Below are 21,619 nucleotides of genomic sequence, written 5' to 3'. Positions count from 1 at the left end.
AGCCGAGATACCATGAACCTCACCACTACGCTGACGCCGCTGGCCTGCGCGCTGATGCTGAGTTTTTCCGCCCACGCCGTCACCGCGCAGGCGTTTAAAAACGTCATCGATCGTAGCGGCGCGCCGCAGTATATGCAGGATTTCGACGCCGATGACCACCAGCGCTTCAACCCCTTTTTTGACCTCGGGGCATGGCACGGCCACCTGCTGCCCGACGGCCCGGCGACCATGGGCGGTTTCCCCGGCCCGGCGCTGCTGACCGAAGAGTACATCAACTTTATGGCCACCAACTTCGATCGCCTGACGGTGTATCAGAACGGCAAAAAGGTCGATTTCACCCTGCAGGCCTGGAGCCTGCCCGGCGCGCTGAAACAAACGCTGACCGCGCCCGGCGTGAAGGTGGAGATGACGCTGCGCTTCGCCAGCGCCCACACTTCGCTAGTGGAGACCAAAATCACCAGCAACACTCCACTGAAGCTGGTATGGGATGGCGAACTGCTGGAAAAACTGGCCGCCAAAGAGGGTAAAGCGCTGTCGGGCAAAACCATTGATGAAGCCTTCCCGGACTATCAGCGCCGTCTGAACGCCACGCCCGACGGCCTGACGGTCAGCTTTGGCAAAGTTCGCGCCGCCTCTGACCTGATGACTTCCGGCGAATCGCAGTATCAGATCCACCGTTCGCTGGCAACCGAGACCCGTATCGACGGTCACCGCTTCACCAGCAGCGCGGAGATCCGCGGCTCCACCACCCTCTACACCACTTATTCGCACCTGCTCACCGCGGAGCAAGCGCGGCGGGAAAAAGCGCAGATCCGCGATATTCTGGCGCGCCCGGCTTACTATCTCACCGCCTCCGAACAGCGCTGGGACGGCTATCTGCAAAAAGGGCTCAGCAATCCAGACGCTACCGCTGAACAGACCCGCGTGGCGGTGAAAGCCATTGAGACGCTCAACGGCAACTGGCGCGCGCCGGGCGGCGCGGTGCATTACCACACCGTCACCCCATCCGTGACCGGCCGCTGGTTCTCCGGCAACCAGACCTGGCCGTGGGATACCTGGAAACAGGCCTACGCCATGGCCCACTTCAACCCGGATATCGCCAAAGAGAATATCCGCGCCGTCTTCTCCTGGCAGATTAAAGCCAATGATAAGGTGCGCCCGCAGGATGCCGGATTTGTGCCCGATCTGATTGCCTGGAACCTGAGCCCCGAGCGCGGCGGCGACGGCGGCAACTGGAACGAACGCAACACCAAGCCAAGCCTCGCGGCCTGGTCGGTGATGGAGGTGTATAACGTCACCAAAGATAAAGCATGGCTGGAAGAGATGTATCCGAAGCTGGTGGCCTATCACGACTGGTGGCTACGCAACCGCGACCATAACGGTAACGGCGTGCCGGAATATGGCGCAACCCGCGATAAGGCGCACAACACCGCCGACGGCGCCATGCTGTTCACGGTGAAAAAAGGGCAAACCGAGCAGACGCTTTCCGGCCTTAGCGCCTACGAGCAGGTGACGGCCAAAGGCGATTACGACAGCCTCGAAATCCCGGCGCAGGTAGCGGCATCGTGGGAATCCGGGCGCGACGATGCGGCGGTATTTGGTTTTATCGATAAAGAACAGCTGGATAAATACGTCGCCAACGGCGGCAAACGCAGCGACTGGACGGTGAAATTCGCCGAAAACCGCGACCGCAGCGGCAACCTGCTGGGGTATTCGCTGCTTCAGGAGTCGGTCGATCAGGCCAGCTATATGTACAGCGATAACCACTATCTGGCGCAGATGGCGACGATTCTTGGCAAAGCGGAAGAGGCAAAGCGCTATCAGGCGCTGGCGACGAAGCTGGCGGATTATATCAATACCTGCATGTTCGACCCGCAGACTCGTTTCTATTACGACATTCGTATCGAAGAACAACCGCTGGCCAACGGCTGCGCCGGTAAACCGATCGTCGAGCGCGGCAAGGGGCCGGAAGGCTGGTCGCCGCTGTTTAACGGCGCGGCGACGCAGCAACATGCTGACGATGTGGTTTCGGTGATGCTCGACCCGAAAGAGTTCAACACCTTTGTGCCGCTGGGTACCGCCGCGCTGACCAACCCGGCCTTTGGCGCCGATATTTACTGGCGCGGACGAGTGTGGGTGGATCAGTTCTGGTTCGGCCTGAAGGGAATGGAGCGCTACGGTCATCGCGATGAGGCGCTGAAGCTGGCGGACGCCTTCTTCCAGCACGCCAAAGGCTTAACCGCCGATGGCCCGATTCAGGAGAACTACAATCCGCTGACCGGCGCCCAGCAGGGAGCGCCCAACTTCTCGTGGAGCGCGGCGCATTTATATATGTTGTATAACGAGTTTTTCCGTAAGCCGTAATTCCCCTCACCCTAACCCTCTCCCCACAGGGGAGAGGGAACCGTCCGATGCCGTTTTTCTCCCTCCCCCCACAGGGGAGAGGGAACCGTCCGATGCCGTTTTTCTCCCTCCCCCCACAGGGGAGAGGGAACCGTCCGATGCCGTTTTTCTCCCTCCCCCCACAGGGGAGAGGGAACCGTTCGATGTCGTTTTTATTCACTGCTCCGGCCCGCTTTTCTCCCTCTCCCACTGGAGAGAGGGAACCGTTCGATGTCGTTTTTATTCACTGCTCCGGCCCGCTTTTCTCCCTCTCCCACTGGGGAGAGGGAACCGTCAGATGCCGTTTTTATTCATTGCTCCGGCCCGCTTTTCTCCCTCTCCCACTGGGGAGAGGGAACCGTCCGATGCCGTTTTTATTCATTGCTCCGGCCCGCTTTTCTCCCTCTCCCCTCGGGAGAGGGTCGGGGTGAGGGCTCTTCTCACACCGCCGGTAACAGGCCGATAAAGCTGCGCTTCTGCCGCGGCTGCGACATCATCTCCTCCAGCTTTTCGACGCAGGCTAAATAGTGCGGCGTCTTCTTATGCGCCAGCACCGCCTCATCGTCTTTATAGGCTTCGTAGATAAAAAAGCGGGTTTTCACCTCTGGATCCTGCAGGACATCAAAGCGCAGGTTGCCCGGTTCCCGCAGCGCGCCTTCGTGGTTGGCGCGAAACACCTCGAGAAACTCATCCACCCGCTCGGGTTTAATATTGATCTCCACCAGCGTCACGTTCATTTCAGCTCTCCCTGTTTTTCTTCCTGCCAGAACTGATACGCTTCGCGCGCGTTCAGATTCTCATGCACCACCTTTTTCACCGCCTTCAGCATCGCGCGCGGGGCGCTGGACTGGAAGATATTGCGCCCCATATCCACCCCGGACGCCCCCTGGTCGATCGCCCGCCAGCACATCTCCAGCGCCTCATGCTCCGGCAGTTTTTTACCGCCGGCGATGACGATCGGCACCGGACAGCTAGCGGTTACTTTTTCAAAACCTTCCTCAACGAAATAGGTCTTCACAAACTGCGCCCCCATTTCGGCGGCAATCCGGCTGGCCAGCGAGAAGTAGCGCGCATCGCGGGCCATCTCTTTGCCGACGCCGGTAACCGCCAGTACCGGCATACCGTAGCGATTGCCGGCATCCACCAGTTTGATGATGTTATTGATCGACTGATGTTCGTATTCGCTGCCGATATAGACCTGCGCCGCCACCGCGCAAACGTTGAGACGTAGCGCGTCTTCCATCGCCACCGCCACGCATTCGTTAGAGAGTTCGCTCAAAATCGAATTACCGCCGGAGGCGCGCAGCACCACCGGCTTATTGGTGGCCGCCGGTACCTGGCTGCGCAGTACGCCGCGGGTGCACATCAGCACATCGGTGTCGGCAAACAGCGGCGCAATCGACAGGTCGATACGCTCAAGCCCGGTCGTTGGCCCCTGGAAGTAGCCGTGATCGAAGGCCAGCATCACCGTGCGGTTGCTGTGCGGATTAAAGATGCGCGCCAGCCGCGACTGCATGCCCCAATCCAGCGAGCCGCAGCCTTTCAGGGTATACAGCGTGTTCTGCTGCGGGCGGTCGATACCGAAGTCCTTACCCTCTTTGATGTCGTCTAAATCAGCCATCTCATCCTCCGTCAGAAGTCGTAGTTGTTGATATTCTCTTTGCTGAACACCACGCGCTCCGGCAGCAACACGATACCGTTGCCCTTCGCTTCATACTGGTAGCCCTGCACGCTATTCGGTTCGACCTTCAGCGAGCCGATATCTTTCACCTCAACGCTATCACCTACGTTAAGATCGCCCTTTTTCAGCAATCGATCGGCGACGTTAACCGCAATTTTGCCCTGCTGAACCACATCCCACAGGCCGAACGCTTTCACCGTGCCGCGCTCAACGTACGGGCGCATCACGTTCGGAGTACTAAAGCCGACGATCGCCACGCCCTGACGCTTGAGGTTCTCCGCCGCCTGCGCCGCCGCCGGCAGCGCATTGGCATCCGGCGCGATAATGGCGTCGAGATCCGGATAGGCTTTTAAGATCCCCTCGGCGGTTTGCAGCGATTTGGTGGCATCGTTATAGCCAAACTGGGTGGTGACAATTTGCCACTGCGGATGCTCTTTTTCGATTTTGGCTTTGGCTTCCTTCACCCACTGGTTCTGGTCGGTCACCGTCGGGCTGGAGTAGAAAAACGCCACTTTGGCGGCTGGTTTGGTCACCTGCTTTTCCGCCATCTCGACCAGCAGGCCGCCGAGCTGCTGCGGCGTGCCCTGGTTGATATAGATGCTGCGGCACTCCGGTTTGGTATCGGAATCCCAGGTCAGGACTTTCACCCCGCGCTGCATCGCCCGCTTCAGCGCCGGGCACAGGCCGTCCGGCGAGACGGCGGAGACGATAATCGCGTTGTAGCCCTGGTTGACGAAGTTGTTGATAAGCTGCACCTGGCCTGAGACGCTGGGCTCGGTCGGGCCGTCATAGGTGACATCAACGCCCAGCGCTTTCCCCGCCTCTTTCGCGCCGTTGCCGCCGCTGGTAAAGAAGCCGACGCCAACCAGCTTAGGAATAAAGGCGATGCGGTCCGCCGCCTGCGCGGTAACCACGCTCATCGTCAGCGCCAGCACGATCAGTTTTAATTTCATTTTATGCTCCGATTGTTTTATGCGAGAAAAGACGCCGCCAGGTTGCGCGCACCCATTCACGGTGCAGGCTCAGCGAACGCCCCATCACCACCACAACCAACAGCGCCCCTGACAGCGCGCTCGACACCTGGTTGGGGATGCCGACCATCTGTAAACCCTGTTGCAGATACCCCACCAGCAACGCCGCCAGCGCGGTACCCAGTATCGATCCCGAGCCGCCGTAAATATTGGCCCCGCCGAGCACCGCCGCGGTCAGCGCCGGCATCAGCAGGTCGCGGCCTAAATCCGAACGCGCCGAGCCGAAATAGGAGACCATCACCAGCGCTGCGACCGCCGAGGCGACGCCAACCAGGCCATACAGCACGTACGGGATGCCGTTCACCGACAGCGCGGCATAGCGCGCGGCGCGCGGGTTTTGCCCGAGTAAAAAGAGGTGGCGGCCAAAGCGCCCGCGATGGGCCAGCAACCAGAAGAGAAAGGTGATAATCGCGAACAGCACCAGCGGTAGCGGCAGCCCTGCGAGGGTTAAATTGGCGAAGGCGGTGAAGCTATCGGGAAAGCCGCCAATCCCCTCGTAACCGGTCGCGCCGGCCATGCCGGAAAGCAGCAGCGCGCCGCCACCGTACAGATACAGCGTCCCGAGGGTGATCACCAGCGGGCTGATGCCGGTGTAGTGAATCAGCGCGGCGTTAAATAACCCGCACAGCAGCCCCAATAGCAACGTCAGCGATACCGCCAGCCACAGCGGCCAGCCCGCCTGGGTCATTACGCCGAGGGCGATAGCGCACAGGCCGATGGTCGAGCCCAGCGAAATATCGATCCCGCCGCTGATGATCACCAGCGTCAGCGGCAGCGCGACGATGCCGATGCAGATAAAGTCGCTGGTGCTAAAGAGCAGCATATTGAGATCCAGCATGCGCGGATTCAACGCGCCGAATAGCAGGATTTCCGCGATCAGCAACGCCAGCAGCGCGCTTTCCCAGTTAAGCTTCAGCTTCATTTAAGCCACCTCTTTGCTTTTGCGTTCGGGAAAGCGGGCAACCTGTTTGCCCCCTTTATTACCGGGCTGGAAACGGCTGTACTTTAGCGCCCGCTGATGGCGGGCCAGCGCCTGGCGCAGGCGGCCATCGAGCACCAGCACGCCGAGCAGCACCAGGCCGGCGATAAAGTCATTCCACCAGGCGGGAAGGCGGAACAGCACCAGCACGGTGTCGATTTGGGTGAGGAAAAAGGCGCCGAGAAACGCGCCGAGCAGCGTACCGGTACCGCCGAGCAACGAGATCCCGCCCAGTACGCAGGCGGCGATGGCTTTCATCTCCAGCCCGCTGCCGGTCTGATTAGGCACAAAACCAATTTGCGCGGCGAAGACGATCCCGGCGCAGGCCGCCAGCATGCCGTTGAGGGTAAAGGCCAGCATCCGCGTGCGGTTGACCGCCACGCCCAGCTGACGCGCGGCGGCGAGATTATCGCCAACGGCGTAAAAATCACGACCAAAGGCGGTGCGCGATAGCAGCCAGCCGCCCGCCAGCAGCAGCGCCAGCACCAGCCAGCCCAGCGGCGACACGCCAATAAACGCGGGCTCCGAGAGCGATTTCAGGCTGTCGGGCAAGCCCTCGATCCATTTCCCGCCGGTCCACAGCAGCATCACTCCGCGATACAACCCCAGCGTACCGAGCGTCGCGACAATCGCCGGAATGCGCAGTCCCACGACCAGCAGGCCGTTAAAAGCCCCGGCCAGCGCGCCAATCGCCAGCGCGAAGGCGATAGCCGTCGCCAGCCCGTAACCGTTGTTCAGCGCCACGCCGACGGCGATGGCGCACAGCCCAACGGTCGAGCCTACCGACACATCAATATTGCGGGTCAGCATCACCAGCGTCGCGCCCAATGCCAGCAGGCAGAGGATCTGCGAGCTGGCGAAAATCATCGCCAGGGTCTGCAGGCTGAAATAGGCTGGATTGAGCGCCACCAGCACAACAAAGAGCGCCACGATGGCAAAGAAGGCGCTCAGTTCGCGATTCTTCAGTAACGTTTTCATGCCTGCCCTCCGAAGGCCAGGGTCATCATGCGATCGACGGTCACCGCCTGCCGCGCCAGTTCGCCACTGTAGCGGCCCTGATGCATCACCAGCACCCGGTCGGCCAGGCCAACGAACTCATCCAGATCGCTGGAGATCATCAACACCGCCACGTTTTGCGCGGCAACGCTTTTTAGCAGTTGATAGATATCGGCGCGGGCGGAGACGTCCACGCCGCGCGTCGGCTCATCGACAATCAGCAGCAACGGATTAGCTTCCAGACAGCGCGCCAGCAGCACCTTCTGCTGGTTACCGCCAGAGAGAGTGCGCACCGGCGGATCGCCATCGGCCAGCTTGATCCCCAGCGCACGGTGATAGCGCTCAACCACCGCCGCCTCCCGTTTCCCCTGCTGCCACCACGACGGCTGATTGAACATCACCGTGTTCCAGCGCACCGGCGCATCGAGAAACAGCCCCGAGACCTGGCGGTCTTCCGGCAGATAGACCAGCCCGCTGGCTAGCCTGGCGCGGGTGCTGTCGCGGCTAATCTCGCGGTTCTCCAGCCAGATCCGCCCGGCGCGCGGTGGACGCAGGCCGTATAGGGTTTCGGCAAATTCGGTGCGCCCGGATCCTACCAGCCCGGCCAGACCGACGATCTCTCCGGCGCGGATCTCCAGATTGAGATCGATAAAACCTTCTCCGGTGAGATCCTCCACCCGTAGCACGGGAAAGTCCTGCGGTTGAGTACGCCGGTTGCCCGGTAGCGCCAGCCACAGCTTTTGCGTGTCGCTCAGCGCATGGTCGCGGCTGGCCGGCGTCATAGCGTTAATCAGTTGCTCATCGCGATAAGCCGCGGTCTCGCCGCTCAGCACCACCGCGCCATCGCGCATCACCGAAATATGGCTGGCAAGCTGGCGGATTTCGGGCAATTTGTGTGAGATAAAGACGATCCCAACGTCCAGCGCCTGTAACGCGCGGATCTGGCTAAACAGTCTCTCGGTTTCACCCGGCGTTAAAGAGGCGGTGGGTTCATCCAGGATCAGGATCCTGGCCTCGCGCATCAGCCCGCGCAGGATCTCGACCATCTGTTGATCGGCTACCTCGAGCGTGCTGGCGCTGGCGTCGAGGTTGATCTGGCAGTTCAACTGCTGCAGTTTGTCCTGCAACCGCGCGGCGGTATCCGCCCGCTTCGGCAGGCGGAAGAGAATGTTCTCGCGCACGCTGAGGTTGGGAAACAGCATCGGCTCCTGCGGCACCAGATAGATGCCCAGCTGGTGCGCCAGCGCCGGATTGAGACGCGCAAACGCGCGGTCGCCGAGCGTCAGTTCACCGCTGTCCGGCGTTTCAACGCCAGCGATGATCTTCATCAGCGTTGATTTACCCGCGCCGTTGCCGCCCATCAGCGCATGCACCTGGCCCGCGCATAGCGTGAAATCGATGCCCTTCAGCACCGCAACGCCGGAGAACTGTTTGCAAATCTGACGAGCTTCAAACAGTGGCTTCATCATCACGCCCCAATTGAACAAATGATTTTTAAATTTAATAATGTTCAAAAGCGTAGACGGTGAACTATATTTACAACCGTGCGAAGATCACACTTTGGTGCTTTAGATCGTCAGGAATAAATGCGCCAGCGATGAAAGATCCGTTTTGCCAGTCGGCTCACACTTTCCGACCGCGCAATAGCGAACATATGATCTAAATTTTTATAAGAGTTCAATTTATGAGCGAAAAACGCATTACGGAAGAGAACCGCTACGCCGGGCTGGCGTTAGCCGAGGAAGAGCTGGTGGCGCGGGTGGCGTGGTGTTACTACCACGACGGCCTGACGCAAAATGACATCGGCGAGCGTTTGGGGCTGCCACGGCTGAAAATTTCCCGCCTGCTGGAGAAAGGCCGCCAGTCCGGAGTGATCCGCGTGCAGATCAACTCGCGCTATGAGGGCTGCCTGGCGCTGGAAAGCGAACTCCAGCAGCGTTTTGGCCTCAAGCTTGCCCGCGTGCTGCCGGCGCTCAATACCCCGCCGATGAATACCCGGCTGGGGATCGGCGCGGCGCAGTCGCTGATGGGCATTCTGCAACCGGGTCAACTACTGGCGGTCGGGTTCGGCGAAGCCACCATGAGCTGCCTGCAGCATCTCAGCGGATTTATTGGCTCGCAGCAGGTGCGGCTGGTGACCCTCTCCGGCGGCGTCGGCCCTTATATGACCGGCATCGGCCAGCTTGATGCCGCCTGCAGCGTCAGCATTATTCCGGCGCCGCTGCGGGTCTCTTCGGCGGAGGTCGCCGAGATCCTGCGCCGCGAGTCGAGCGTGCGCGACGTGATGCTGGCGGCGATGGCGGCGGACGCGGCGGTGGTTGGCATTGGCGCCATCGATCAGCGGCGCGACGCCACCATTTTACGCTCCGGCTATATCAGCGAGGGCGAACAGCTGATGTACGCGCGCAAAGGCGCGGTCGGCGACATTTTAGGTTATTTCCTGCAGGCCGACGGCCGGCCGGTAGAAGGACTGGAGATCCATCGGGAACTCCTCGGCGTAACCCTTGATGAGCTGGCGCAGCTGCCCACCATCGTCGGCGTCGCTGGGGGAGAACAAAAAGCGCAGGCGATTCATGCCGCTCTGATTGGCAAGCGCATTAATGGCCTGGTAACGGAAGAGACAACAGCACGCGCGGTGCTCGCACTGGCCTCCTGACGGCCTGGCGCCGCGCGACAACAGCGAGGCGCATGTCATGAGTTACCTGTTAGCGTTAGATGCCGGGACCGGCAGCATTCGGGCGGTCATTTTCGATCTTAATGGCCGCCAGCTGGCGGTAGGCCAGGCCGAATGGAAACACCTGAGCGTTGATAACGTCCCCGGCTCGATGGAGTTCGACCTTGCTACCAACTGGCAGCTGGCCTGCCAGTGCATTCGCCAGGCGCTCGATGCCGCCCGGCTCTCTGCCGCCGATATTCAGTCCGTCGCCTGCTGTTCGATGCGCGAAGGGATCGTCCTCTATGACCGCAACGGCGAAGCCATCTGGGCCTGCGCCAACGTTGATGCCCGCGCCAGCCGTGAAGTGGCGGAGCTTAAGGAGATCCACGACTATCGGTTTGAATCCGAGGTGTACGAGGTCTCGGGACAAACCCTGGCGCTAAGCGCCATGCCGCGCCTGCTGTGGCTGGCGCACCACCGCCCCGATATCTACCGCAAAGCGGCGACCATCACCATGATCAGCGACTGGCTGGCGGCGAAGCTTTCCGGCGAGCTGGCGGTCGACCCGTCAAACGCCGGCACCACCGGCATGCTCGATCTGTTCAGCCGCGACTGGCGTCCGGCGCTGCTGGATATGGCCGGACTGCGCGCCGATATGCTGTCGCCGGTCAAAGAGACCGGTACCCTGCTGGGCGCCGTCACCGAAGCGGCGGCGCAGCAGAGCGGCCTGCGCGCCGGGACACCGGTGGTGATGGGCGGCGGCGACGTCCAGCTCGGCTGCCTGGGCCTTGGGGTGGTACGTGCTGGGCAAACCGCAGTACTCGGCGGCACCTTCTGGCAGCAGGTGGTCAACCTGCCGCAGGTGCGTACCGATCCGCAGATGAATATTCGCGTTAATCCTCATGTCATTCCCGGCATGGCGCAGGCGGAATCGATCAGCTTCTTTACCGGGCTGACCATGCGCTGGTTCCGCGACGCCTTCTGCGCTGAAGAAAAACTGATTGCCGAGCGGCTCGGCGTTGATGCCTATTCGCTGCTGGAGGAGATGGCCAGCCGCGTGCCCGCCGGATCCCACGGCGTGATGCCTATTTTTTCCGACGCTATGCACTTTAAGCAGTGGTACCACGCCGCGCCGTCGTTTATTAACCTCTCCATCGATCCGGAGAAGTGCAACAAAGCGACCCTGTTCCGCGCGCTGGAGGAGAACGCGGCGATTGTCTCCGCCTGCAACCTGGCGCAGATTTCGCAGTTCTCCGGCGTGACATTCGAGAGCCTGGTGTTTGCCGGCGGCGGCTCTAAAGGCGCGCTGTGGAGCCAGATCCTCAGCGACGTCACCGGCCTGCCGGTGCGGGTGCCGGTGGTCCGCGAAGCCACCGCTCTGGGCTGCGCCATCGCCGCCGGAACCGGCGCCGGACTGTATGGCGATATGGCCAGTACCGGAGAGCGGTTAGTGAGCTGGCATCGCGAGTTCACCCCTAATCCGCAGCATCGCGAGCTGTATCAGGAGATGATGAGCAAGTGGCAAACGGTGTACGCCGATCAGTTGGGTCTGGTGGATAGCGGGCTGACAACGTCGATGTGGCAAGCGCCGGGTCTGGAGCGCCGCCAGCGCGTAGTCCCCTCACCCTAACCCTCTCCCGGTGGGAGAGGGAACCGTTCGGCGCAGGCCTTGAATACCGGTGCCGGTCCGCCTTTCCCCTTGCCCTTTGGGTGAGGGAACCGTTCGGCGCAGGCCTTGAATACCGATGCCGATCCGCCTTTCCCCCTCGCCCTTTGGGAGAGGGAACCGTTCGGCGCAGGCCTTGAATACCGATGCCGATCCGCCTTTCCCCCTCGCCCTTTGGGTGAGGGAACCGTTCGGCGCAGGCCTTGAATACCGATGCCGATCCGCCTTTCCCCCTCGCTCTTTGGGTGAGGGAACCGTTCGGCGCAGGCCTTGAATACCAGTGCCGGTCCGCCTTTCCCCTTGCCCTTTGAGCGGGAACTGTTCGGCGCAGGCCTTGAATACCGGTGCCGGTCCGCCTTTCCCCCTCGCCCTTTGGGTGAGGGAACCGTTCGGCACTAGCGTTGAATACCAGTGCCGGTCCGCCTTTCCCCCTCTCCCTTTGGGAGAGGGTCGGGGTGAGGGACAACGTGTTCCGTTCTTTGAATTCCATCACAATCACCGCACTCCCCTTTTCCCTTTTTCTCCGCGACGGCTAAATTAGTAACTCATCCGACCACATAACAATAATTTTACATTGGAAGCCACTATGAGCCGCTATCCGTCGCTTTTCGCCCCGCTTGAGCTGGGCTTCACAACGCTCAAAAACCGCGTGTTGATGGGCTCAATGCACACCGGGCTGGAAGAGCTGCCGGATGGCGCGCAGCGGCTGGCGGCCTTTTACGCCGAGCGCGCCCGCCACGGCGTGGCGCTGATCGTCACCGGCGGCATCGCCCCGGCGCCCTCTGGCGTCACCATGGCCGGCGGCGCGGTACTCAATGATGCCAGCCATCTGGCGCACCATCGCCATATTACCGACGCGGTACACCAGGAAGGCGGCAAAATCGCCCTGCAGATCCTGCACACCGGGCGCTACAGCTATCAGCCCGCGCTGGTCGCCCCCTCGGCGCTACAGGCGCCGATCAACCGTTTTACGCCCCATGAACTGAGCCACGATGAGATTCTTACGCTTATCGATGATTTTGCCCACTGCGCCCAGCTGGCGCGCGAAGCGGGCTATGACGGCGTCGAAGTGATGGGCTCTGAAGGCTATCTGATTAACGAATTTCTCGCCGCGCGCACCAACCAGCGCGACGACCAGTGGGGCGGCGATTATGCCAGGCGCATGCGTTTCGCCATTGAAGTGGTTAAGGCGGTGCGCCAGCGCGCCGGTCACGATTTCATTATCATCTACCGTCTGTCGATGCTCGATCTGGTCAACGATGGTAGCACGCTGGCGGAGGTCACCGAACTGGCCCAAGCCATCGAAGCGGCAGGGGCGACAATCATTAATACCGGCATCGGCTGGCACGAAGCGCGCATTCCGACCATCGCCACGCCGGTACCGCGAGGGGCTTTCAGCTGGGTCACCCGCAAGCTGAAAGGCGCGGTGTCGATCCCGCTGATTACCACCAACCGCATCAACGATCCGCAGGTCGCGGAGGATATTCTCGCCCGCGGCGATGCCGATATGGTATCGATGGCCCGCCCGTTCCTCGCCGACGCCGAATTTATGTCGAAAGCGCAGAACGATCGTGCCGATCAGATCAACACCTGCATCGGTTGCAACCAGGCGTGTCTCGATCGGATTTTCGTCGGCAAAGTCACCTCCTGTCTGGTCAACCCGCGCGCCTGCCATGAAACCCTGATGCCGGTCCTGCCTGCCAACGCGCCTAAACGGCTGGCGGTAGTCGGCGCCGGGCCTGCCGGCCTGGCTTTCGCCGTTAACGCCGCCGCCCGCGGCCATCAGGTCACGCTGTTCGATGCGCTCCCGGAGATCGGCGGCCAGTTTAATATCGCCAAACAGATCCCCGGCAAAGAGGAGTTTCACGAGACGCTGCGTTACTACCGCACCATGCTCGATCTTCATGGTGTCGATCTACGCCTGAACACCCGAGTCACGGCAGACGATCTGCTGACGTTCGATGAGACGATCCTCGCCACCGGTATCGCCCCGCGCCTGCCGGCGATCGCCGGGATCGATCATCCCAAGGTGCTGAGCTATCTGGATGTCTTGCGCGATAAAGCGCCGGTTGGCGCGAAGGTGGCGATTATCGGCTGCGGCGGCATCGGCTTCGATACCGCGATGTATTTAAGCCAGTCGGGCGCGGCCACCAGCCATGATATCGGCGAGTTCTGCCGTGAATGGGGTATCGATACCAGCCTGCAATCGGCGGGAGGGCTGAGTCCTGAAGGCCCGCAGTTGAGTAAAAGCCCGCGACAGATTGTGATGCTGCAGCGCAAAGCCAGCAAACCGGGCGAAGGGCTCGGCAAAACCACCGGTTGGATCCACCGCGCGACGCTGCTGGCGCGCGGCGTGAAAATGATCCCGGCGGTCAGCTATGAAAAGATCGATGATGAAGGATTACACGTCACTATCGGCGGCGAGCGCCAGCTGTTGGCGGTCGATCAGGTAGTTATCTGCGCCGGTCAGGAACCGCGCCGCGAGCTAGCGGAACCGCTGCGCGCGGCGGGGAAAACGGTGCATCTCATCGGCGGTTGCGACGTAGCGGCGGAGCTGGATGCGCGCCGGGCGATTGCCCAGGGCACAAAACTGGCGCTGGCGATTTAGCCGTGTCACGGGGGCGGCGCGATGCGCCTTCCCCGGGCTACCACGATAATCCCGAAAGGTAGCCCGGCTAAGGCGACAGTCGGTAGCCCGGCTAAGGCGAAAGCCGCAAGCCGGGGGAAGCAGCGACAACAATCAGCGCTGCTTACGCACCTTCGTTGCTTTCAAAATGACAAACTTATTGTTCGTCGCAATCGTCGTGCAATTACCAAAAGCGCGCTTCAGTTTACGGAAATAATCGAGGTGGCGGTTGCCGACGACGTACAGCTCGCCGCCGTATTTCAGGCTGCGGCGGGCATCGTTAAACATCTGCCAGGCGATATGGTCGGTAATGGCATGCTGCTGATGGAACGGCGGATTACACAGAATCGCCGTAAAGCGGTCGGGCTCTATGCCGGAAAGCGAATTGTTGACCATGAATTCACAGCGTTCGATATCGTCCGGCAGGTTGCGCTCGACGTTCAAACGGCTGGAAGCCACCGCCATGTGCGACTCATCGGTGAACATCACGCTGGCGTTTGGGTTTTGCGCCAGCGCCTGCAGGCCAATCACCCCATTGCCGCAGCCAAGATCGGCGATCTCGCCTTCTAAATCAGACGGTAAATGCTGCAGGAAGAAACGCGCGCCGATATCCAGTCCGCTGCGGGCAAAAACGTTGGCGTGGTTATGGATGGTCCACGGCGTGCCGTCCAGCTTCCAGCTGTAGGTTTGCGGCGCATCGGCAAGCTTAGGGGCGGTGAAAACGCAGTGGATCAGACGCGCTTTTTTCCACGCCAGCGAGGTGGTGGTGGTACCGAGGATTTTTTCAAACAGCGCCAGCGTCGAGTTGTGTACGTCACGGGCTTTCGCCGCGGCGATAATGCGAGTTTCCGGCGTCACCACTTCGCGCAGCGCGCGCAGCTGCTGTTCCAGCAGCGCCAGCTGTTTTGGCACCTTAATCAGCACCAGCGCCGGCGCGGCCGGCAGCGGGCTCAGGCTATCCTGAAAGCGCACGCTCTCTTCATCGGTACCGTTCATCCGCAGGTTGTGGCGGGTCGCCAACTCGGAAATAAAGGAGTCGTTGATGCTGACCGGGTTGCGCTCCGCCAGCGCGCAGGAGAGCGCGCCGAAGCCGTCGTTGAAGATGAGCGTCAGGCCGTCGACGTCATTCACCTGTTGCAGCAGATATTCATCCGCCGCTTCCCATGCCTGAAGCGCTTCTTCTTCAGCGTTAGGTGGGAACCGCTCTAATGTGAATAACTCACCGTTTAACTCTACCTGGCTCATCGCCCCTCCGAAATGCTAAAATTCGCGCGTGTTATCGCTCAATTCTCCGGAGAAGTAAACTTTTTTCACCATGAACACGCTACCTTACCTTCAGGGCTACCCCGAATCGCTGCTGTCGCAGGTGACGACCTTAATCGAGCAAGGTCGCCTCGGCGAGGTGCTACAAAAGCGCTATCCGCAGGGGCATGATGTCAACAGCGATAAGGCGTTATATCAATACACCCAGGATCTGAAGGCCCGCTATCTGCGCGGGGCGGCGCCGATCAATAAGGTGATGTACGACAGTAAAATCCACGTTCTGAAGAACGCGCTTGGCCTGCATACCGCCATTTCCCGCGTTCAGGGCGGCAAACTGAAAGCTAAAGCGGAAATTCGCGTAGCGACGGTGTTTCGCGACGCGCCGGAAGCGTTTCTGCGGATGATCGTAGTTCATGAACTGGCGCATTTAAAAGAGAAGGATCACAACAAAGCCTTCTATCAGCTGTGCTGTCATATGGAGCCGCAGTATCACCAGCTAGAGTTTGATACCCGCCTGTGGCTGACGCACCTTTCGTTAAACCGTTCTGCGTGATAGCGCACTCGTTTTGTCATCATGGCGTGCTAGAGTGACGAAAGGTCCCCTTTAACGGAGTTCGTCAACGTTTATGATACGTTTCGCAGTTGTTGGCACAAACTGGATTACTAAGCAGTTTGTCGATGCCGCCCATGAAACCGGTAAATTTAAACTCACCGCGATTTATTCCCGCAGCCTTGAACAGGCGCAAGCTTTCGCTAATGACTACCCGGTCGAGCATCTGTTTACTTCGCTCGATGAACTGGCGCAGAGCCCTGACGTTGACGCGGTCTATATTGCCAGTCCGAACTCGCTGCACTTCCCGCAAACCCGTCTGTTCCTGAGCCATAAAAAACACGTGATTTGCGAAAAGCCGCTGGCATCGAACCTGCAGGAAGTCGAAGCGGCGATTGCCGTGGCTAAAGAAAACAACGTGGTGCTGTTTGAAGCCTTCAAAACCGCCAGCCTGCCAAACTTCCTGCTGCTGCGCGAAGCGCTCGATAAAGTGGGCAAACTGCGCAAAGCCTTCATCAACTACTGTCAGTACTCATCGCGCTACCAGCGCTATCTCGACGGCGAAAACCCGAATACTTTCAACCCGGCCTTTTCCAATGGCTCGATTATGGATATCGGTTTTTACTGCCTCGCCTCGGCGGTCGCGCTGTGGGGCGAACCGCAAGCGGTCCATGCCAGCGCCAGCCTGCTGGCGAGCGGCGTTGATGGCCAGGGCACGGTGGTGCTGAGCTACGGCGATTTCGATGTCACCCTGCACCACTCGAAGGTCAGCGACTCCACTATCCCCAGCGAAATCCAGGGCGAAGAAGGCGCGCTGGTGATTGAGAAAATCTCCGAATGCCAGAAGGTAGCCTTTATTCCACGCGGCGGCAAAGCGCAGGATCTCACCCAGCCTCAGCACATCAATACTATGCTGTATGAAGCGGAAGCGTTCGCGCGGCTGGTGGAAACCAACGACGTCGCTCATCCCGGGCTTGAAGTCAGCCGCATTACGGCAAAACTGCTTAGCGAAATCCGTCGCCAAACCGGCGTGATCTTCCCGGCGGATACTCAGCCTGTGGAGTAAAGGAGTGTAAATGGGCCCTCGACCTCCATTGACGCCCTTTATAACTTGTAATACTTTGTTACGTGCAAAGGGGAGTAACTTCCTGGCCGGTCGATCGTCATTACGATGCGTGCAAAACCGCATCCGGTCGCCGGGCAACAAGATCAAGGATCCATGTCCGCTCTTGTTGTAAGTGAGACCTTGCCGGAAGGCGAGGTCTATGCATAAAAGCGCAGCGGCTGCCGTCTTCCGACGACAGCCGTTTTGTTTTTATGTAAGGAATAACGCAATGAATAGTGTCGGCACGCCGTTATTATGGGGCGGATTCGCTGTAGTCGTGGTCATCATGCTGGCGATCGATTTACTGCTTCAGGGAAGGCGCGGTGCGCATACCATGACCATGAAGCAGGCCGCCGGTTGGTCCATTCTGTGGGTCACCCTCTCCCTGCTGTTTAACGCCGCTTTCTGGTGGTATTTGGTGCAAACGCAGGGCCGCGCCGTCGCCGATCCGCAGGCTTTAGCCTTCCTCACCGGTTATCTGATCGAAAAATCACTGGCGGTCGATAACGTCTTCGTCTGGTTAATGCTCTTTAGCTACTTTGCCGTGCCGCCTGCGCTACAGCGCCGGGTACTGGTGTATGGCGTCCTCGGCGCGATTGTCCTGCGTACCATTATGATCTTCACCGGCAGCTGGCTGATTTCGCAGTTCGAATGGCTACTGTACGTGTTCGGCGCCTTCCTGCTGTTTACCGGGGTGAAAATGGCGCTGGCGAAAGAAGATGATTCCGGGATCGGCGATAAGCCGCTGGTGCGTTGGATCCGCAGCCATCTGCGCATGACGGATAAAATCGAGAGCGAGCGCTTCTTCACCCGTAAAAATGGCGTGCTGTTCGCCACGCCGCTGCTGCTGGTGCTGATCCTGGTTGAGCTGAGCGACGTGATTTTCGCCGTTGATAGCATCCCGGCGATTTTCGCGGTGACCACCGACCCGTTCATCGTGCTGACCTCTAACCTGTTTGCGATTCTCGGCCTGCGCGCAATGTACTTCCTGCTGGCAGGCGTGGCGGAACGCTTCTCGATGCTGAAATATGGTCTGTCGGTGATCCTGGTGTTTATCGGTATCAAGATGCTGATCGTCGATTTCTACCACATTCCGATCGCCGTTTCCCTCGGCGTGGTGGGCGGTATTCTGGCGGCGACGCTGCTGATCAACGCCTGGGTGAACAGACAGAACGATAAGAAGAAACAGCTGCAATAACCCCCTCCCCCCGGCCAGATATCGCGTATCTGGCCGGAATACGCCGCACGGCTTTAGGTTTCCCGCGCATAATCTCTATGCATGTCACAAAAACGTTAATATATAGTTAAAAAACAAGATCGGCGTGCAAGAAACAGTAGAATACGCTTCCTCCCTCGCGTTCTTTCCGTATACTCGACCATGCAAACATTCATTTACATCCGGACATAAACGTAACAAATAATACGTCGCCGGGATGGACTGCTACATCACTGGAAGGAATGATTTATGACAACACAAACCCGCCCGTCGGGGCTGCTGCAGCGCCTGGCGCAGGGCAGTCTGGTGAAACAAATCCTGTTGGGACTGGTACTTGGCGTGGTACTGGCGCTGGTCTCAAAACCGGCGGCCATCGCCGTGGGATTGCTGGGAACGCTGTTCGTCGGCGCGCTGAAAGCCGTCGCGCCGGTGCTGGTATTAATGCTGGTGATGGCGTCGATCGCGAACCATCAGCACGGACAAAAAACCAGTATCCGCCCGATTCTGTTTCTTTATCTGCTGGGCACCTTCAGCGCGGCACTCACCGCGGTGCTGTTTAGTTTTGTTTTCCCTTCTACGCTGCATCTGACCAGCGCGGCGGACAGCATCACCCCGCCGTCGGGGATTGTAGAGGTGCTGCGCGGACTGCTGATGAGCATGGTGGCGAACCCTATCGACGCGCTGCTGAACGCCAACTATATCGGGATTCTGGTGTGGGCGGTGGGACTGGGCTTCGCGCTGCGCCACGGTAACGACAGCACCAAAAACCTGATTAACGACGTCTCGCACGCGGTGACCTTTATCGTCAAGCTGGTGATCCGCTTTGCGCCACTGGGTATTTTTGGCCTGGTCTCCTCGACGCTGGCGACGACCGGTTTCGATACCCTGTGGGGCTACGCCCAGCTGCTGCTGGTGCTGGTCGGCTGCATGCTGCTGGTGGCGCTGGTGATTAACCCGCTGCTGGTATTCTGGAAAATCCGCCGTAACCCGTATCCGCTGGTGCTGACCTGCCTGCGTGAAAGCGGCGTCTACGCCTTCTTTACCCGCAGCTCCGCCGCCAACATTCCGGTGAATATGGCGCTGTGCGAGAAGCTGAATCTGGATCGCGATACCTACTCGGTATCTATCCCGCTGGGGGCGACCATCAATATGGCGGGCGCGGCGATTACTATCACCGTGCTGACGCTGGCGGCGGTGCATACGTTGAATATTCCAGTGGATCTGCCGACGGCGCTGCTGCTGAGCGTAGTCGCCTCGCTGTGCGCCTGCGGCGCTTCCGGAGTGGCGGGTGGTTCGCTGCTGCTGATCCCGCTGGCCTGTAATATGTTCGGTATTCCGAACGATGTTGCCATGCAGGTTGTCGCCGTCGGCTTTATTATCGGCGTGCTGCAGGATTCCTGCGAAACGGCGCTCAACTCGTCCACCGATGCGCTGTTCACCGCCGCGGCCTGTATGGCTGAAGACGAACAGCTGGCGAAGAACGCCCTGCGTAGTTAAATATTGCCTGATGGCGCTACGCTTATCAGGCCTACGGACCTATTCAGTTGGTAGCCCCGGTAAGCGTAAGCGCGACCGGGGAGCGTTCAATAGCGGCGCCGTTATTTTGTCGGATGGCGCTGCGCTTATCCGACCTACGGTCCGGTATTCGTTGGTAGCCCCGGTAAGCGTAAGCGCAACCGGGGAGCGTTCAATGACGGCGCCGTTATTTTGTCGGATGGCGCTGCGCTTATCCGACCTACGGTCCGGTATTCAGTTGGTAGCCCCGGTAAGCGTAAGCGCAACCGGGGAGAGTTCAATGGCGGCGCCGTTATTTTGTCGGATGGCGCTACGCTTATCCGACCTACGGTCCGGTATTCGTTGGTAGCCCCGGTAAGCGTAAGCGCAACCGGGGAGCGTTCAACGGCGGCGCCATTATTTTGTCGGATGGCGCTGCGCTCATCCGACCTTTCAAACACAGCGGTAGTCACTGTCGTTACAGCGTGACGCCGCTTTTAAAGATTGCCAGTTCGCGGAAATCATTGCGTTCGTTGCAGGTCTGCTTGCCGTTGGCGATATCGACGATCAGATCGACAAACTCCTCCAGCACCTGCGGCATCGCTTTCCCGTGAATCAACTGCCCGGCATCGAAATCAATCCAGTGCTTTTTCTTCGCCGCCAGCTCGCTGTTGGTAGCGATTTTTACCGTCGGTACGAAACCGCCATAAGGGGTGCCGCGACCGGTACTGAACAGCACCATATGGCAGCCGGCGCCCGCCAGCGCGCTGGTCGCCACCGCATCGTTACCCGGCGCGCTCAACAAATTCAACCCGTGGACTTTCAACCGTTCACCGTAGCGCAGAACGTCCACCACCTGGCTGGAACCCGCTTTCTGCGTGCAGCCAAGCGACTTATCTTCCAGCGTCGTGATACCGCCCGCTTTGTTACCCGGCGACGGGTTCTCGTAGATAGGCTGGTCGTGGGCGATAAAATACTGTTTAAAATCATTGACCATAGTGACCAGTTTGCCGAAGGTCTCTTCGTCGCGACAGTGGCTCATCAGCAGCTGCTCGGCGCCGAACATTTCCGGCACTTCGGTCAACACCGTGGTGCCGCCGTTCGCAATCAGGTAGTCAGAAAAACGCCCCAGCATTGGGTTAGCGGTAATGCCGGACAGGCCGTCCGAGCCGCCGCACTCAAGGCCAAACTTCAGTTCGCTCAGTTTACCCGCTTCGCGTTTATCATGGCGCATCACTTCATAGAGCTGGTGAAGATGCTCAATTCCTGCTTCCACTTCATCTTCCTGATGCTGGCAAATCATGAAGTGTACGCGTTCCGGGTCAAAATCCCCCAGCGTTTCACGGAAGGCATCCACCTGGTTGTTCTCGCAGCCGAGGCCAATCACCAGCACCGCCCCGGCATTCGGGTGACGGACCATGTTTTGCAGCATGGTACGGGTGTTGATGTGGTCATCTCCTAACTGCGAGCAGCCGTAGGTGTGGCTGAAAAGGAAGACGCCGTCGGTGCCCTCCGCGTCGTTGGTCTCTTTCAGGAAACGGTTCTGGATCTGCCGGGCGATACCGTTGACGCAGCCCACGGTCGGCAGGATCCACAACTCGTTACGCACGCCGACTTCACCGCTGGCGCGACGATAAATCTCAACGTCGCGATCCGCAGGCTGCGCCGGTTGTTCAACCAGGTCAGGTTGATAGCGATACGCGTCGAGATCGCTCAGATTGGTACGCGTATTATGCGCATGAACATGCTCGCCCGGCGCGATATCCGCCAGCGCATGACCAATCGGCAACCCGTACTTAATGACGTTTTCACCTTTCGCAATGGCCCGCAGCGCGAACTTATGACCGCGGACAACATCCTGGCTGAGGGTGACGGTATCGTTATCAATCGTCACCACGCTGCCTGACGCCATATCCGCCAGCGCCACCGCGACGTTATCCTGCGAATGGATTTTAATGTATTGCATATCAACCG

At 59.7% G+C, this 21,619-nt stretch carries 16 protein-coding genes; 8 read left to right on the top strand and 8 right to left on the bottom strand.

What is annotated here, in order from left to right:
• Positions 1-12 precede the first annotated feature (12 nt).
• Positions 13-2,364, top strand: a complete 2,352-nt coding sequence (ygjK, locus tag ABLV66_RS03160; RefSeq protein WP_348876391.1) for an alpha-glucosidase — start codon at positions 13-15, stop codon at positions 2,362-2,364.
• A gap of 458 nt (positions 2,365-2,822) precedes the next feature.
• Here ygjK and lsrG read toward each other — a convergent pair whose 3' ends face one another.
• From lsrG to lsrA, 6 genes are read right to left on the bottom strand one after another with little or no spacing between them, the layout of a single operon-like run.
• The gene (lsrG, locus tag ABLV66_RS03155; RefSeq protein ID WP_045392277.1) at positions 2,823-3,119 is read right to left on the bottom strand and encodes a (4S)-4-hydroxy-5-phosphonooxypentane-2,3-dione isomerase; all 297 of its coding nucleotides are present in this window, start codon (positions 3,117-3,119) and stop codon (positions 2,823-2,825) included.
• Entirely contained in the window at positions 3,116-4,003 is an 888-nt protein-coding gene (gene lsrF / locus ABLV66_RS03150; RefSeq protein ID WP_032733837.1) for a 3-hydroxy-5-phosphonooxypentane-2,4-dione thiolase, read from the bottom strand. The genes lsrG and lsrF overlap by 4 nt, the downstream gene beginning before the upstream one ends.
• Positions 4,004-4,014: 11 nt before the next feature.
• Entirely contained in the window at positions 4,015-5,016 is a 1,002-nt protein-coding gene (gene lsrB / locus ABLV66_RS03145) for an autoinducer 2 ABC transporter substrate-binding protein LsrB (protein ID WP_080841433.1), read from the bottom strand.
• 1 nt (position 5,017) lies between these two features.
• Positions 5,018-6,016 (bottom strand): autoinducer 2 ABC transporter permease LsrD, encoded by a 999-nt coding sequence (gene lsrD / locus ABLV66_RS03140; protein ID WP_042946686.1) that lies wholly within the window; start codon positions 6,014-6,016, stop codon positions 5,018-5,020.
• Positions 6,017-7,051, bottom strand: coding sequence for an autoinducer 2 ABC transporter permease LsrC (lsrC, locus tag ABLV66_RS03135; protein WP_004174225.1), 1,035 nt, complete (start codon positions 7,049-7,051; stop codon positions 6,017-6,019).
• Positions 7,048-8,535, bottom strand: coding sequence for an autoinducer 2 ABC transporter ATP-binding protein LsrA (gene lsrA, locus ABLV66_RS03130; protein WP_348876400.1), 1,488 nt, complete (start codon positions 8,533-8,535; stop codon positions 7,048-7,050). The genes lsrC and lsrA overlap by 4 nt, the downstream gene beginning before the upstream one ends.
• Before the next feature lie 218 nt (positions 8,536-8,753).
• On the opposite strand from lsrA, the gene lsrR reads away from it, so the two are divergent.
• From lsrR to ABLV66_RS03115, 3 genes are all read left to right on the top strand, one after another.
• Positions 8,754-9,725 (top strand): transcriptional regulator LsrR, encoded by a 972-nt coding sequence (gene lsrR, locus ABLV66_RS03125; RefSeq protein WP_045392282.1) that lies wholly within the window; start codon positions 8,754-8,756, stop codon positions 9,723-9,725.
• 37 nt (positions 9,726-9,762) lie between these two features.
• Positions 9,763-11,355, top strand: coding sequence for an autoinducer-2 kinase (gene lsrK / locus ABLV66_RS03120; protein WP_348876399.1), 1,593 nt, complete (start codon positions 9,763-9,765; stop codon positions 11,353-11,355).
• 622 nt (positions 11,356-11,977) lie between these two features.
• Positions 11,978-13,999, top strand: coding sequence for an oxidoreductase (locus tag ABLV66_RS03115; RefSeq protein WP_348876401.1), 2,022 nt, complete (start codon positions 11,978-11,980; stop codon positions 13,997-13,999).
• A 132-nt stretch (positions 14,000-14,131) separates the two neighbouring features.
• Here the strand turns inward: ABLV66_RS03115 and rlmG are convergent, their stop codons facing one another.
• Positions 14,132-15,262, bottom strand: a complete 1,131-nt coding sequence (rlmG, locus tag ABLV66_RS03110) for a 23S rRNA (guanine(1835)-N(2))-methyltransferase RlmG (protein WP_348876402.1) — start codon at positions 15,260-15,262, stop codon at positions 14,132-14,134.
• A 70-nt stretch (positions 15,263-15,332) separates the two neighbouring features.
• Between rlmG and ABLV66_RS03105 the strand changes: the two genes are divergently transcribed.
• The 4 genes from ABLV66_RS03105 to sstT all read left to right on the top strand — a co-directional run bounded on the left by ABLV66_RS03105 (position 15,333) and on the right by sstT (position 19,648).
• Positions 15,333-15,833 carry a M48 metallopeptidase family protein gene (locus tag ABLV66_RS03105; RefSeq protein ID WP_045394898.1) on the top strand — a complete coding sequence of 167 codons (501 nt, stop codon included), beginning with the start codon at positions 15,333-15,335 and terminating at the stop codon, positions 15,831-15,833.
• A gap of 73 nt (positions 15,834-15,906) precedes the next feature.
• On the top strand, positions 15,907-16,896 hold the full coding sequence (locus tag ABLV66_RS03100; RefSeq protein ID WP_047044803.1) for a Gfo/Idh/MocA family protein: 990 nt from the start codon (positions 15,907-15,909) through the stop codon (positions 16,894-16,896).
• A gap of 268 nt (positions 16,897-17,164) precedes the next feature.
• Positions 17,165-18,133 (top strand): TerC family protein, encoded by a 969-nt coding sequence (locus ABLV66_RS03095; protein WP_045394902.1) that lies wholly within the window; start codon positions 17,165-17,167, stop codon positions 18,131-18,133.
• A gap of 267 nt (positions 18,134-18,400) precedes the next feature.
• A complete protein-coding gene (gene sstT / locus ABLV66_RS03090; protein ID WP_015369581.1) occupies positions 18,401-19,648 on the top strand; it encodes a serine/threonine transporter SstT in 1,248 nt (415 codons plus the stop codon).
• A gap of 475 nt (positions 19,649-20,123) precedes the next feature.
• Here sstT and ABLV66_RS03085 read toward each other — a convergent pair whose 3' ends face one another.
• Positions 20,124-21,611 (bottom strand): UxaA family hydrolase, encoded by a 1,488-nt coding sequence (locus ABLV66_RS03085; RefSeq protein ID WP_047077802.1) that lies wholly within the window; start codon positions 21,609-21,611, stop codon positions 20,124-20,126.
• Between the last annotated feature and the right edge of the window lie 8 nt (positions 21,612-21,619).

Source organism: Klebsiella sp. CN_Kp073 (assembly GCF_040065495.2).
GTDB lineage: Bacteria > Pseudomonadota > Gammaproteobacteria > Enterobacterales > Enterobacteriaceae > Klebsiella > Klebsiella aerogenes.
Note: the sequence above shows the minus strand (reverse complement) of the source record. Positions and strands in the feature narration are given on the sequence as shown.